The 14,026-nt window shown below is 36.5% G+C and carries 14 protein-coding genes and 1 tRNA gene; 13 read left to right on the top strand and 2 right to left on the bottom strand.

Annotated features, from left to right (window positions below):
* Positions 1–116: 116 nt before the first annotated feature.
* A complete protein-coding gene (tkt, locus tag OPR28_RS00645; RefSeq protein WP_265023277.1) occupies positions 117–2,102 on the bottom strand; it encodes a transketolase in 1,986 nt (661 codons plus the stop codon).
* A gap of 113 nt (positions 2,103–2,215) precedes the next feature.
* Between tkt and rpsD the strand changes: the two genes are divergently transcribed.
* The 8 genes from rpsD (at position 2,216) to OPR28_RS00685 (ending at position 7,042) form a co-directional block, all read left to right on the top strand.
* The gene (gene rpsD, locus OPR28_RS00650) at positions 2,216–2,830 is read left to right on the top strand and encodes a 30S ribosomal protein S4 (RefSeq protein WP_010962555.1); all 615 of its coding nucleotides are present in this window, start codon (positions 2,216–2,218) and stop codon (positions 2,828–2,830) included.
* Positions 2,831–2,839: 9 nt separating this feature from the next.
* Positions 2,840–2,926 (top strand) — tRNA-Leu (locus tag OPR28_RS00655).
* A gap of 30 nt (positions 2,927–2,956) precedes the next feature.
* Positions 2,957–3,157, top strand: a complete 201-nt coding sequence (gene iscX / locus OPR28_RS00660) for a Fe-S cluster assembly protein IscX (RefSeq protein ID WP_007552114.1) — start codon at positions 2,957–2,959, stop codon at positions 3,155–3,157.
* Positions 3,158–3,603: 446 nt separating this feature from the next.
* Positions 3,604–3,945 (top strand): DUF721 domain-containing protein, encoded by a 342-nt coding sequence (locus OPR28_RS00665; RefSeq protein WP_010082513.1) that lies wholly within the window; start codon positions 3,604–3,606, stop codon positions 3,943–3,945.
* A gap of 37 nt (positions 3,946–3,982) precedes the next feature.
* Complete coding sequence (gene rpmB / locus OPR28_RS00670; protein WP_006279619.1) at positions 3,983–4,297, top strand: 50S ribosomal protein L28; 315 nt, start codon at positions 3,983–3,985, stop codon at positions 4,295–4,297.
* Positions 4,290–5,153: a lipoyl synthase gene (gene lipA / locus OPR28_RS00675; protein WP_010082514.1), complete on the top strand. Its 864-nt coding sequence runs from the start codon at positions 4,290–4,292 to the stop codon at positions 5,151–5,153. Before rpmB ends, lipA begins: the two co-directional genes overlap by 8 nt.
* A 60-nt stretch (positions 5,154–5,213) precedes the next feature.
* The gene (gene ubiE, locus OPR28_RS00680) at positions 5,214–5,930 is read left to right on the top strand and encodes a bifunctional demethylmenaquinone methyltransferase/2-methoxy-6-polyprenyl-1,4-benzoquinol methylase UbiE (protein WP_265023278.1); all 717 of its coding nucleotides are present in this window, start codon (positions 5,214–5,216) and stop codon (positions 5,928–5,930) included.
* Complete coding sequence (locus tag OPR28_RS00685; RefSeq protein ID WP_209472889.1) at positions 5,927–7,042, top strand: FtsW/RodA/SpoVE family cell cycle protein; 1,116 nt, start codon at positions 5,927–5,929, stop codon at positions 7,040–7,042. The genes ubiE and OPR28_RS00685 overlap by 4 nt, the downstream gene beginning before the upstream one ends.
* 194 nt (positions 7,043–7,236) lie before the next feature.
* On the opposite strand, the gene OPR28_RS00690 is transcribed toward OPR28_RS00685, so the two are convergent.
* Complete coding sequence (locus tag OPR28_RS00690) at positions 7,237–8,100, bottom strand: Rpn family recombination-promoting nuclease/putative transposase (protein ID WP_265023279.1); 864 nt, start codon at positions 8,098–8,100, stop codon at positions 7,237–7,239.
* Between the two features lie 1,038 nt (positions 8,101–9,138).
* On the opposite strand from OPR28_RS00690, the gene OPR28_RS00695 reads away from it, so the two are divergent.
* From OPR28_RS00695 to OPR28_RS00715, 5 genes are all read left to right on the top strand, one after another.
* On the top strand, positions 9,139–10,845 hold the full coding sequence (locus OPR28_RS00695; RefSeq protein WP_265023280.1) for an ABC transporter ATP-binding protein: 1,707 nt from the start codon (positions 9,139–9,141) through the stop codon (positions 10,843–10,845).
* Positions 10,846–11,040: 195 nt separating this feature from the next.
* Positions 11,041–11,259, top strand: a complete 219-nt coding sequence (locus tag OPR28_RS00700; RefSeq protein WP_010962563.1) for a hypothetical protein — start codon at positions 11,041–11,043, stop codon at positions 11,257–11,259.
* 93 nt (positions 11,260–11,352) lie between these two features.
* A complete protein-coding gene (gene argS, locus OPR28_RS00705; RefSeq protein ID WP_010962564.1) occupies positions 11,353–13,059 on the top strand; it encodes an arginine--tRNA ligase in 1,707 nt (568 codons plus the stop codon).
* A 94-nt stretch (positions 13,060–13,153) separates the two neighbouring features.
* Positions 13,154–13,378: a hypothetical protein gene (locus OPR28_RS00710; RefSeq protein WP_010962565.1), complete on the top strand. Its 225-nt coding sequence runs from the start codon at positions 13,154–13,156 to the stop codon at positions 13,376–13,378.
* Positions 13,356–13,658, top strand: a complete 303-nt coding sequence (locus OPR28_RS00715) for a type II toxin-antitoxin system RelE family toxin (RefSeq protein WP_233395579.1) — start codon at positions 13,356–13,358, stop codon at positions 13,656–13,658. Before OPR28_RS00710 ends, OPR28_RS00715 begins: the two co-directional genes overlap by 23 nt.
* Positions 13,659–14,026 lie beyond the last annotated feature (368 nt).

The raw sequence follows: 14,026 nt of genomic DNA on the forward strand, positions 1-14,026 counted from the left end.
TCACGCACTGGGATGACAAAAAAAGGAGCACTGGAATGACACCATCTTGGATGGAAATAACGTCACGCGCTGGAATGACAAAGAAGAGTGGGCTTTCATATGGTTATGCAAGAAGTCTACTGAATGTAAACCAGCTTCTCGCACACACATTTTACCACATGATCGGCGCTGATATTAAAATGCTCATAAAGTGTTTTATAAGGTGCTGATTCTCCGAAGCTTTTCATGCCAATAAATATACCGTTTGAACCTATATATTTATGCCAACCCATTTCACTTCCGGCTTCAATTGCAACTTTAATGCTGTCATTATTTAATATTGCCGCTTTATATTCATCGCTTTGCTCGTCAAAAAGCCTCCAGCATGGCATAGAAACAATCCTTGTACCTATGCCTTTTTCCTGCAATTTCTCCCTTGCTTCAACTGCAATTTCAACCTCGGACCCCGCAGCAAATATTGTCACTTTTAATTCTTTTGAACATTCACACAAAATATATGCACCAAACTTCGATAAATTAGCAGATTGATCGATATCAGAGTAGAACTTGCGCATGTAACTTACGTTTTGCCTTGAGAGCGCAAACAGTGCTGGAGATTCTTTCTTTTCGAGTGCAATGCTAACACACTCCAGAGTTTCAACTGCATCGGCTGGCCTAAAAACATATAGATTTGGTATAGCACGCAAAGAGGCTAAATGCTCTATTGGCTGATGAGTTGGGCCATCTTCTCCCACTCCAATTGAGTCGTGAGTCATGACATACATAACCTGCTGCTTCATCAGAGCTGAAAGACGTATAGCAGGACGACAATAGTCGGAAAATACCAAAAAAGTGCCGCCATAAGGAAGAATCGCGCCGTGAAGTGCCATACCATTCATACATGCTGCCATAGCGTGCTCTCTCACTCCATAGTGGACATAAGAGCCACTATAATTATTGCTATTTATTACCTGCATGTGCTTATATTTAGTGCAATTTGACCCGGTAAGATCAGCAGAACCGCCGATTAATTCCGGCATATGTTGTGTTAAAAGTTCCATTACCCTACCAAAAGAAGATCGAGTAGCTTCGTTTGGCATTAGCTCACATATTTGTTTCTTCAGGTCAGCTAAAACACCAGCGATATTATCCGGCAAACGCTTATCAAGTCTTCTTTTTAGTTCTTCATTTTTTTCTCTGGATTCCAGCGTCACGCGCTGGAATGACATCGTGTAGTTTTGTTTTGCTCTCTCAACAGTTTTCTTCCAGGCATTTTTCACATCTTCTGGTACATGGAATGGTTCATAATTCCAGTTTAATTTCTCTCTCATCTGTTTTATGTCTTCCTCCGAAAAAGCACCACTGTGAGCAGAGGATGTGCCAGCACGGCTTGAAAATTTTCCGATAATGGTTTTGCAGCAGATCATTGTAGGTTTACCAGACTTTTTTGCTTGCTCTATTGCAAGGGATATGGCATCAAAATCGTGGCCATCAATTTTGTCAACATTCCATCCATACGCTAAGAAGCGTTTCTCTACATCGTCAGAACAGGAAAGGCAAGTAGCGCCATCTATAGAAATATCATTATCATCAAAAAGAGCTATAAGCTTATTCAATTTAAGATGCCCAGCAAGTGATGCTGCTTCATGGCTTATTCCTTCCATAAGACAGCCATCCCCTAGCATCACGTAAGTGTAGTGATTGATTCTGAATTGCTTTTTAAGGATTGATTCAGCAAGTGCCATGCCAACAGCAGCGGCAAACCCCTGACCGAGCGGGCCTGTTGTTGCCTCTACCCCGGAAGTCAAGCCGAACTCTGGATGACCTGGGGTCTTGGATCCCATTTGCCTGAAGTTTTTTAGCTCATCTATGCTAATATAACCCGTCAAATATAATATTGAATATAGTAACATTGACCCATGGCCGTTTGATAAAACAAAGCGATCTCTATTGAACCATTTAGAATCATCAGGATTATGATTCAGATATTTAGCAAACAAAACAGTTGCAACATCTGCCATGCCAAGTGGCATACCTGGGTGTCCAGAGTTTGCTTTTTGTACTGCATCAATTGATAAAAAACGGATGGCGTTTGCCATAGATTTTAAATGTGAATGATTCATGTGTTAATAGAAAAACTTAAAAATGAAGTATAAAAGATTATATCAGCAAAAACAAGTTGACACTGAGTGCTAAAATCCTTAATAATCTAAAGTTAAATCGTGAGAGTTTTTATATGACAACTGTTATCACTAGAAAGTATAGGATTAGCCGTAGACTTGGTGTAAATTTATGGGGTAGAGCTAAAGACCCAGTAAACAAAAGGAAATACCCTCCAGGTCAACATGGTATTCTTGGATTCAAGAAGTTATCCGACTTTGGTAAGCAGTTTGCTGCGCATAAGAAATTTAAGTTTTACTATGCGATTTCAAGTAAGCAGCTCAGACGTACATTTTTAGATGCTTATAACAGAAAGGGTTATACGGCTGATAATTTTATCGGTATCTTAGAATCGAGATTAAGTTCTGTTTTATACCACTCTGGTCTTGTTCCAACAATTTACTCAGCAAAGCAGCTCATATCTCACAAGCACGTTACAGTTAATGATAAGGTGGTTAACATATCGAGTTATCGAGTGAAGCCAGGTGATATAATAAAAATAAGAGAAAGGGCAGCAAAAATCCCTGTAGTAGTAGAGGCTGAACAAAAACAAGAGCGCAAGGCTCCGGATTATTTAGAAGCAGATAGTAAAGAGCATTCAGTGAAGTATTTGAGGTCACCTCAATATTCTGAGGTTCCTTATTCAGCAGACATGGAAGTCAATTTAGTAGTAGAGTTTTACTCTAGATAGATAAAAAAAGCCCGTGTGGCGGAATCGGTAGACGCAGCGGACTTAAAATCCGTGGGTTTTGCGACCTTGGGAGTTCAAGTCTCCCCATGGGCACCAATTTAACTTAGCAGATAAATACAAAAAAGTATGAAATGGCTTGATATAGAAGATATTGTGGAAGCTCTGGAGGAAAAATTTCCAAATGAGAATATAATTAGTATCAGATTCACTGAGCTTAAAAAAAAGGTATTGAGTTTAGAGGAATTTGATGATGATGAAAAACGCTGTAACGAAAAAATACTCGAAGCTATTCAAGCAGCTTGGATTGAGGAAAGATTAACTGCATAGCAATAAACCATACGCAAACGTGATTTCTATTGCAATTTGCATATTGATTATGCTATTTTTTGGATCTAGCCTGGCAAGTTAATAATAATTTAACCAATTACAATTAAAACAGCTATAAGGTTAATTATGAGGCAAAACAAAAATTTTTGAATGGAACGATCTTGACAAGTGCTACGTTGAGATAAGTTTTGCATAAAAATACTGCTTTTACGGTGTGAGGCCAGAGGGTAGAGCCTTTGTAAAGCAGTTAGAAGGTTGTCATCTAAGTAGCGTGACCAGAGCTAGATTCCGCGAACACGCCGCGGAATGACGACTATGCAATATGCGTTGCGGAGTGACGATTATGGTCATACCGTCACGGTATCTCACAAACATGTAGCAGTAATGACAAAATCTCAAGTTATATGTATACTTTTATATTATCTACCTACTAAAAAAACAGAAAAATGCTCAAACGTAGCGGTCCAAAAAAATTAAAGTCTATAATTGAAAACTATGCATTAAAATGCATGAAAAATAAGATTAGTAAAAATGAAATACGTCTTATTTTAAACTGGCGAAATATAGTAGGGAAAGAAATAGCAGAGTGTACAAAACCGAAAAAGATCTCATATGCACAGAATATAAATTCGGGTGTATTGCATCTGGTAGTAACAAATGGCAGTAAAGCATTGGAAATTCAGCATATGATTTCTCTTATAATAGAAAAAATTACGATATTTTTTGGTTATAAAGCAGTATATGGTATAAAAATTAAGCAAGAGAGTATTGACTATTTGACTATATAAGGTAATCTAAGTACATAGAATAATTTGGTATATTGAAGTGAGTAGAGTTTGTGAATTAACAAATAGAAAAAAATCTTTTGGTAATAAGGTATCACATTCGAATCGTAAAACAAAGCGTACCTTTCTTTTAAATTTACATAAGGTTACGTTGACAAGTGATATATTGAATAAAAAGTTTAGATTTCGTGTGGCAACAAGAACTTTGAGAACTATAGATTACAAAGGTGATTTAGATGCTTTTTTGCTCAACACAAGAACGATTAAACTAAGTGAGAAAGCGCAGAAGATAAAAAGAAGGTTGAAAAAAGTTTTAGTAAAGCAAGAGGTAGAGTTAGCAGTTTCAGATGCATAGCAAACCTCAATGGCTCAGAGCAAAAGCTCCGACCGGTGAAGTATTCAATGAGACCTTAAACATCGTTAAACTGCATAACTTGCATACAGTGTGCGAAGAGGCTGCATGTCCAAACATTGGTGAATGTTGGAATAAACGTCATGCTACTGTGATGATTCTCGGTTCTGTTTGCACTCGTGCTTGTGCATTTTGCAACGTTGCAACTGGCATTCCTGATAAACTAGATCCTCATGAACCAGAAAATTTAGCAAAAGCAATAAAAAAGTTAAACTTAAAACATGTTGTCATTACTTCCGTTGATCGTGATGATTTGCCAGATGGTGGCGCAAATCAGTTTATACAGTGCATAGAAGAAATTAGAAAGATAACTTCAGAAACAACAATAGAGATTTTAACTCCTGATTTTTTAAATAAGAAAGGAGCATTTGAAGCAATCGCTGTTGCATCACCTGATGTCTATAACCACAATATTGAAACAGTGCCGAGATTGTATGCAAAAATAAGACCACGAGCTCGCTATTTTCATTCACTATATTTACTGAAGATGGTAAAGCAGATTAATCCTAAAGTTTTCACAAAGTCAGGGCTTATGGTTGGTCTTGGAGAAACAAAAGAGGAAATACTGCAGGTTATGGACGATTTGCGCAGTGCTGAGGTTGATTTTATTACAATTGGTCAATATCTACAACCAACTCCAAAACATGCAAAACTTGATAGGTATGTTACCCCAGAAGAGTTTGAGCATTATAAATACATTGCTTACTCCAAAGGTTTCTTAGTGGTTGCATCAAGCCCACTAACTCGGTCATCATACCACGCTGAAGAAGATTTTAACAGGCTCAAGGCCTGTCGTTGACATTTGTGTTAATTCAAATTAATTTTTACTAATTATAAAGGAGTTGAGCGACTTTACGTAATGTCTACTATAAAAATCAAGAAGAAATCACAATTAGTTAAAGAGGTATTCGATTCCGTGGCAAGTCGCTACGACACCATGAATGATATAATGAGCCTCGGAATGCACAGATTATGGAAAGATAAGATGGTAAATAGTGTGCATTTTACAAAAAACTCTAAGGTTTTAGATGTTGCTGGAGGAACTGGAGATATAGCAATAAGAGTAGTAAGAAAAGAGCCAAGTGCTAAGGTTACAGTATGCGATATAAATCAAAACATGCTAAGCAGAGGACGTGATAAAGCTATAAATTCAAACCAAATTAATTTTGATTGGGTATGTGCAAGTGCAGAAAGTTTACCATTTGAAGACTCCGAATTTGATTATTGCACAATAGCTTTTGGCATTCGAAATGTTTCTGACCGCAAGAAGGCTTTAAATGAGGCGCACAGGGTATTAAAACCACATGGGAAATTTATCTGCTTAGAATTTGCCCCTATGCACTATCAAAATGAGATATTTACCAAACTTTATGACTTATATTCATTTAAAGTAATTCCTAAAATTGGCAGCATAGTTGCTAAAGACAAGAGTTCTTATGAATATTTAGTGAGGAGCATTAGAGAGTTTCCAACTCAGGCTGATTTTAAAATGGAAATTGAAGAGGTAGGCTTTAAGAATGTTGAGTTTCATAATATGAGCTATGGAATAGTGGCATTACACATTGGAACAAAATGAATATTAAACTCTGGTATAGAACGCTGGATTATTATCTCATCCTTCCAGTGTTTTTTTTGCTCACTATAAGCTTCATTCTTGTTTATTCAGCAAGCCCTGTAATTGCGCAGCGTCTTTTTCTGCCACAGGATTATTTTATACGGCGCCATACAATTTATATAGTCCTGTCACTAATTACCTTGGTGACATTTTCTTTTCTCAACACAAGAACTATACTTAACCTCTCATTCGCAGGTTTCATTTTATTTACTATTCTAGTAGCAATTGCGATAATACTTGGTATAGAGGTAAAAGGTGCGAAACGATGGTTACATATTGTCAAAATTTCTGTTCAACCATCTGAGTTCGTAAGGCCATTTTTTTCTGTTGTTATAGCTAGTATCTTGGCCAGCGAAATGAGGTTTAAAATGCACATATCAATCATAATATTTCTGTTAGTTTTTGTGTTGTTACTTTTGCAACCTGATTTCAGTATGTCCATGCTTTTAACATATTCTTTTATTGGTCAAATGTTTATTGCATGTATACCATTTTTATACTTTCTATGTATAATAGGAGTGGTCACAACTGGAATTACCACGGCTTACTTATGTCTCCCGCATATAAAGCAAAGGATTTACAATTTTGTCTTTTTTGCGCAGCGCGATAACTTTCAAGTCACAAAATCATTAGAAGCATTTAAAAGAGGTCAATTAACTGGAGTTGGACCTGGTGAAGGTAGCGTAAAAGCCTCTCTTCCTGATTGTCATACAGATTTTGTGTTTTCTGTTTTAGCAGAAGAATTTGGTTTGATTACGTGCTTAGCCACATTGATGTTATTTGGTATCATTTCCGCCCGCTTGCTTTACGTTGCATATAGGGAAAATGAATTATTTAATCTGTTAGTGATTCTCGGTATCTCAATTCAATTCATCACACAATTCATAATAAACATAGGGGTAACATTGAGTGTTTTTCCAACCACCGGCATAACCCTGCCACTACTTAGCTATGGTGGTTCTTCTCTTTTATCTTCGAGCATCGCACTTGGCATAATGCTGTCTTTTAGTAGAAACCAAGCTATCGCATTAAAGTTTCGTGAGCGTGTTATGCTTGGAAGGTATATGGACTAAACTTGTACCGCTCACAACTATTATTGGTATCCCTCCAAAATGGGTATCTGTTCAGATGAGTGGCAAGAGATATTATGAAATCTGAAAGAGTTATGTGGAAATTTTTCAGAAAATATTCCACTGACATGCTGAACAACAAATACATCACTATGTCGTTTATCGCAAAAACTTATATTTTTCGTAACCATTCACACTTAATTCTGCAATTCTTTGATCTCACTCATAGAAAGACCAGTAGTTTGAGCTATAATATTAAAAGAAACACCTGCTTTAAGTAGATTCTTTGCGACTTCAATTTCCCTCTCTTTTCTACCTTCCTCTTTAGCAAGATCAAGTCTGTATTCAAGAATGGCTTCTTCTTTGCGCAGATCCATTATTCTTTCTTCATAAGCTATTAGATCTTTTTCATTCCAGTGAAACTTATCTAATTCATCATATGCTAGCTTTATTATTGGTGATTTTTCCGCAATTTTTCTGAGATCTTCGTCCGTTGTTTCATCTGCATATTTGAAAAAAAATAGCCAACGGTCTACTACACTTTCTAGTTGTTCTGCTCTACTCTTAGGAAATTTTGGCAGCTCTATGAAGATAAATTGAAAATCTTTTAAGTCATGTTCATTGGTTTTCTCATCTCTTATGGTATGGCTAGATATATAGTCAAGCTTATCAGGGAATAAGGTACAATTTGAAATCGCGATAAAGAAAATCTTCTTTAAATCAACGTATTTACCAGATTTATCAGCTTGTCTTGAGTAAGCCTTAGCAGCATAAAGTTGTGCACGTTTTTCAAAGCCTTTATCACGAGTGAGCTGCATCTCAATTATATACCTGTTCCCACTAGAATCCCTGCAAAGAACATCAACAATGCTTTGTTTATCAGAAGCAATTTCAGGGTCCATAATGGTGCTTAAGAATTCTACTTCTTGTATAGTGTTGACTTCAGTACATCCTAAAATATCGTTCAAAAAATGAATAAGAATATTCTTATTTCTCTCAGTACCAAATATTTTTTTAAATGTTAGGTCCAATTTTGGATCGAGAAATTTAGAAAGAGCCATAGTAAAAATACTGAGAAAAGATTAATAATTATACACTATTATTAACAACTATTCAACCATATTTTTAAGTATAGCTATACCGCCGCGGCGCTAACACGTAGCGGGATGACGAGGTTATCGTCATTCCACCACGAACCGTCATACCGCCGCGGCGCTAACAAGAGATCCCGCTAACACGTAGTGGGATGACGAGCTTATCGTCACGCCGCCACGAACCGTCATACCGCCGCGGTATCTCTTAACATAGATCCCTTACTTAACCGTCATACCTTAACATAGATCCCGCTAACACGTAGCGGGATGACGAGCTTATCGTCACGCCGCCACGAACCGTCATACCGCCGCGGTATCTCTTAACATAGATCCCTTACTTAACCGTCATACCTTAACATAGATCCCGCTAACACGTAGCGGGATGACGGTTGTCGTTTAGCCATAAATATTAAGAAATTTACCAAACGAAAAAAAAGGCAAAAGAAGCCCTGGGGTTATTATCTGCTTTAAAATATTGGCGTTTTTTATGTTTTAAACGCTTGACAAGCGAGATTCAGCCGCTTTTAATTGCAACTAACTTACGCTGCAAATGTTTAAGAAATTTACTAAGCAGAAAAAAAGACAAAGAATCCCCGAGTTAGCTAGTCTTTTACTATCTCTGTCGAGTATTGGCATTTTTTGATGTCTTGTAACGCTTTATAAGCGCGTTCAGCTTATTTAGATAAAAATCTAGATGTAGATGAAGTTTTGTAAAGACATACAGTATCTATATACTGCAAAAAATTGAACATAAGACGCCGATACATTAAGTAATCCTTACCTTTTAATCTGCAGATTGGCGAAAGCAAATACAATAGCTTCAGTTTCATGATAAGGGGGCTGGCGGAGTTTGTCAAGTAAGTTTTTTGTTTCTGCGAGCTACTACCCTTTCTTGGTGGACTAAAATCACAACAGCTGCAGAACCTAAATTGCTTCATACTACACCTTTCCCCTTTCCCCTGAAACTAAAATCTATATACTTAACTTTAGAAACTTTAAAATAAGATGCGATCTAATATTAGGCAGTTATTTTACTATATAAAGCCTAATCTATCTTATTTCATCATAGCTTTTATTGCAGTTTTATTTTCAGCCTTAACGATCCTCCTCTTTGGCAGAGGCTTAAGCAATATAATTGATTCTGGCACAGAGCACGATTTTACTACCAAACTATTAGTTGCAATACTTATAGTTTTAGCCATTTCTCTCACTGCATTTACTCGGTTATATTTCATTGGCATTGGCAGCGAGAAAGTTATCGCAAGAATCAGATATGACTTATATAGCAGTATCACTAACTTGCAACCAAGTTTCTTTGAGAACACAGGCGTACAAGATGTTATCTCAGCGTTAATTACTGATACCTCTGTGCTGCAATCAATAATAAACAGCAGCTTACTAACCATATTACGAAATTTTGTGATTCTGATTGGCAGTGTTGCTATGTTATTATATACAAATATACAACTAACTGCGTATGCAGCCGCAATAATACCTATACTACTCATTATCATGACCTCACTTGGAAAAAAAGTGCGTAGCTATGCACGCTTTGCTCAGGATAAATTAAGTGAGCTTGCGTCATTTAGTGAGGAAAATTTTAGATCTATAGTGACTATCAAATCGTTTGTACTCGAGGAAAACGAAAAAATCCGTTTTAAGGAACATTTAAACTCAGTATCAAAATCATACGTAAAATTAGTACTCTTGCGTGCTATTTTAGTAACTCTAGTTATCACGTGTGTGATAGGTTCACTAGTTGTTTTGCTCTTTTTTGGTATTAAAGAAGTCTTAAGCAATAATATAACTATTGGAGAACTCTCCTCATTTGTGTTTTATTCAGCGCTCGCAGCAGGAGCTATAAATAATTTGAGCGATAATATCAGTGATTTACAACGAGGTCTTGGAATAGTAGAGCGTTTATTTGAATTTAAAAATATGAAAAGCTCTATAGCAGATCCCGATGATCCTATAAAAATTTGTAGTGTTCAAAAGGGAATTTCGTTTAATGGCGTAACATTTTTTTATGCTGATAAGCCAGCATTAGATAACGTATCATTTTCTATAGAGGCAGGTCAAGCAGTATCAATTGTTGGACCATCTGGCAGTGGTAAAAGCACCATTTTAAAGCTTCTGCTCCGTTTTCATGATCCAAACAAAGGTAGCATTACTATCGATGGGTACAATATTAAGTCAATTGCGCTAAATGACCTCAGATCGTTGTTTGGCTTAGTGCCACAAGATCACATGATATTCTCTTGCTCAATAATGGAAAATATACTATATGGCAAACCAGGTGCCGAATATGAGGAAGTGAAGCAAGCAGCCATCAGCGCTTATGCAATGGAATTTATTGATAAGCTGCCTGATAAATTTGATACATTTGTAGGAAAAAGAGGATTAAAACTTTCTGAAGGACAAAAACAGCGTATTATAATAGCAAGGGCCATACTCAACAATCCTCAGGTTTTAATACTGGATGAAGCAACCTCTGCCCTTGATTACAAAAGTGAGAACCTCGTGCAAAAAGCATTGAGCAAGTTAATGCAAAACAGAACAACAATCGTAATTACACACAGGCTATCAACCGCACTCAAGACTGACAAGATTATAGTAATTAATCATGGAAAAGTAGAAGAAGTAGGCACTCATGACTCTCTAATAAGTAAAGACGGGCTATATGCAAAACTGGCGAAGATACAGTGGAATTGAAAGAAAATTTAAATCATACCGTTAGTTGATATGCTAGATTTATAATTAAAATTATTAAATTTTTAATTTTATTATTTTATAATGGTTCCATAGTTATCCGGAAATTTCGTGATCTGTAGTTTCTTTCATTCACGTTATATTCATAGCTTGTTCTATCTTAATGTAATTCCAATTTTGACTGTATAGGAGGTCTCTATGTTAAAACATAACTATAGTGATAAAATCAATAATCGCTATTCATATACTAACAAATTTTCTTATAGTGATGAGGGTGTAGACGAGACGATCAAGGATAAAATCACAACTGAAGATCAGGTAGTAACTGATGATGTTGAAGAGCCTGATGCTGGTAATGATGGTTACAGCGAAGGTATGGCTTTCTCTTACCATGGTTACGGCAACGACTTAATATAAACTCTGATCCAGGAAGATAAAATAGTTAAGATAAACCTTCAACTAGTCCCACTTATTCACTATACTGCTATAGATTTTATAGCAATATAGTGAATGAACATTTTTAAGCAGATTTCTTCTCTAATCTTTAGTAAATTGAATGAGTTGAAACAAAGGGGTGTTATAAGCACAAGTGCAGCAAACTTTATCATAGAGCCTCCAAGCAATAGAGTCCATGGAGACATTTACACAAATGTTGCTATGGTGCTTGCAAAGCATGAAAAGAAGAATCCCATTGAAATTGCAGAGGTTTTAGCCAAAGAATTTGAACTTTTTGATGAAGTTGCAAAAGTGGAAATAGCAGGCTCTGGTTTCATCAACATGCACTTAAAAATAGAAGTGTGGCATGGAATTTTAAAACAAATAAATGAGCTAAAAACAGAGTTTGGCACCCTAGATATAGGGAACAATCAGGCCATTAATGTTGAATTTGTATCTGCAAATCCAACTGGTCCACTGCATATTGGTCATGCAAGAGGGGCAGTATTTGGTGACGTTCTGGCAAATTTATTGAAAAAAGTTGGTTATAAAGTTACTAAGGAATACTATATTAATGATGCTGGAGCGCAGATAGATACGCTAATTCGGTCAGTATATTTGCGGTATAAGGAAGCTCTGGGAGAAAAAATCAGCATCGAAAAAGGTTTATACCCAGGTGAATATTTAAAACCAATAGGGACTGGGCTGGCCAAAAAATATGGCGCAGAGCTTCTAGAAAAGCAAGATAATCAAGTGATTAGAGACTATACTTTAAGTTCTATCTTAGAAATCATAAAGGAAGACATGAACTTACTTGGAGTAAATCATGATGTTTTTACTTCAGAGTATGAGCTACAAAAAAGTGGCAAAATTGAAGAGAGTATAAAGATATTGTCTGACAAGGGTCTAGTGTATGAAGGGTACCTGGAGAAACCAAAAGGCAAAGAAAGCGAAAATTGGACTTCCAGAAAAGAGATGCTATTTCGCTCTACAAAATTTGGTGATGACGTTGACCGTGCATTGAAGAAAGAGGACGGCAGTTGGACTTATTTTGCCTCGGATATCGCTTACCATTTTGATAAGATATCGCGTGGTTTTAACAATATGATCGTAGAGCTTGGTAGTGACCACGGCGGTTATGTCAAAAGACTCAAAGCAGTCGTCTCTGCGCTCAGTGATGATCAAGCAAAAATAGAGGTAAAACTGCATAATATTGTGAATTTTTTCGAGAACGGCAAACCTGTTAAGATGTCCAAAAGATCAGGAAACTTCCTAACAGCAAGAGATGTAGTGGAAGAAGTTGGCAGGGACATAACTCGTTTTATAATGCTAACACGCAAGAATGATATGGTCTTGGACTTTGATTTTGCTAAAGTTAAAGAACAGTCAAAAGACAACCCTATTTTTTACGTGCAATATGCGCATGCTCGTGCTCATTCGTTAATGCGTAATGCTCCAAAAGAGCTCCCAACAGCAGATCCTTCACTTTTAAGGACAGGTGGAGAGCTCTTCCTCATAAAAACCTTAGCAAAGTGGCCAGATGTGGTAGAAATTGCAGCAAGGCTTTGTGAGCCACACAGAATTACTTTCTACTTACTTGAAGTTGCAGAAGCGTTTCACGTTTTATGGGGGTATGGCAAGAGTGATTTAAACATGCGTTTCATACTGGAAGACAACTTAAACCTCACCGCTGCAAGAATGTTTCTCGTGCAGGCCTTAGCACACGTCATCGCTTCTGGACTTTCTATCTTCAATATAGAGCCTTTGGAAGAGATGAGTTGATTTTTTTATGCAAGATTGTTTTTTCAACGAATAGAGAAGTTGACAAAATTAAGTAAAAATGTTATAGTTTATAGTAGTATTTTCTGGTTAATATATGGCTCACAGTCAAAAAAAGCTCAATGTTAATGTAAGTTTTGACAGTAAATTGGCTCAGTATCTTACAGAAATGGCAGAGACTCAAAATAAAACTATTCCTGAAGTTTTAGTAGATTTAGTGGAAGAAGAGTTCGAAGAAGATGTAGAGCTATCCAAAATAGCTGACGATCGCCTCTCTGAAGGTGAAGAAGAAGTAGAGGATGATGAAAACATCTGGAAATAAAACTTACACTATAAAATTCTTAAAAAATGTTATTGAAAAAGAAATTCCAGCTCTTCCGGCAAAGATTAAATTAATGGTTCAGGAGGCCATAAAGAAACGCCTTACAGTTGATCCTTTTAATCTAGGAAAGCCTTTATGTCATAGCTTTAGAGGGCAATATAGGATAAGGGTTAGCAACTACCGTATAATTTACATCATAAATCATTCAGAACGTAAAGTACTTATTACTGCAGTGGGGTATAGAAAAAACATTTACAAACACAGAAGATTACACAATTAAAAATATAAGAAAGATCTCACCGCTGCAACTTGTCCAAGCCTTAGCACACGTCATTGCTTCTGGACTTTCTATCTTTAATATAGAGCCGTTAGAAGAAATGAGTTGATTTTTTTTTGTTACAATATGTAATGATCAAAATATTATTCAAAGTAGGGTAAAGTTATGACAATCAGTTTTAGGGAGTATTCAACTGTATTCACTGAAGTTGCGGAACAGACAGATTTAAATGGAAATAACATAATTGAAAGAATAAAAGGGCATTAGCATAGATCCCGCTAACAAGCAGCGGGATGACGGTTGTCAGGGTGTCAGGCTAGTATAGCTCTTCTCATAATAATCCAAATAAGGTAAGATATGGATTTATGGTA

It is taken from the genome of Wolbachia endosymbiont (group A) of Epistrophe grossularia, from assembly GCF_947251435.1.
Classification (GTDB): Bacteria; Pseudomonadota; Alphaproteobacteria; order Rickettsiales; family Anaplasmataceae; genus Wolbachia; species Wolbachia pipientis.

Excerpts from the sequence above, each read along its gene's own strand:
- tkt (WP_265023277.1), bottom strand. The coding sequence starts at position 2,102 with ATGAATCATTCACATTTAAAATCTATGGCAAACGCCATCCGTTTTTTA.
- rpsD (WP_010962555.1), top strand. The coding sequence starts at position 2,216 with ATGACAACTGTTATCACTAGAAAGTATAGGATTAGCCGTAGACTTGGT.
- iscX (WP_007552114.1), top strand. The coding sequence starts at position 2,957 with ATGAAATGGCTTGATATAGAAGATATTGTGGAAGCTCTGGAGGAAAAA.
- OPR28_RS00665 (WP_010082513.1), top strand. The coding sequence starts at position 3,604 with ATGCTCAAACGTAGCGGTCCAAAAAAATTAAAGTCTATAATTGAAAAC.
- lipA (WP_010082514.1), top strand. The coding sequence starts at position 4,290 with ATGCATAGCAAACCTCAATGGCTCAGAGCAAAAGCTCCGACCGGTGAA.
- ubiE (WP_265023278.1), top strand. The coding sequence starts at position 5,214 with ATGTCTACTATAAAAATCAAGAAGAAATCACAATTAGTTAAAGAGGTA.
- OPR28_RS00685 (WP_209472889.1), top strand. The coding sequence starts at position 5,927 with ATGAATATTAAACTCTGGTATAGAACGCTGGATTATTATCTCATCCTT.
- OPR28_RS00690 (WP_265023279.1), bottom strand. The coding sequence starts at position 8,100 with ATGGCTCTTTCTAAATTTCTCGATCCAAAATTGGACCTAACATTTAAA.
- OPR28_RS00695 (WP_265023280.1), top strand. The coding sequence starts at position 9,139 with ATGCGATCTAATATTAGGCAGTTATTTTACTATATAAAGCCTAATCTA.
- OPR28_RS00700 (WP_010962563.1), top strand. The coding sequence starts at position 11,041 with ATGTTAAAACATAACTATAGTGATAAAATCAATAATCGCTATTCATAT.
- argS (WP_010962564.1), top strand. The coding sequence starts at position 11,353 with ATGAACATTTTTAAGCAGATTTCTTCTCTAATCTTTAGTAAATTGAAT.
- OPR28_RS00710 (WP_010962565.1), top strand. The coding sequence starts at position 13,154 with ATGGCTCACAGTCAAAAAAAGCTCAATGTTAATGTAAGTTTTGACAGT.
- OPR28_RS00715 (WP_233395579.1), top strand. The coding sequence starts at position 13,356 with ATGATGAAAACATCTGGAAATAAAACTTACACTATAAAATTCTTAAAA.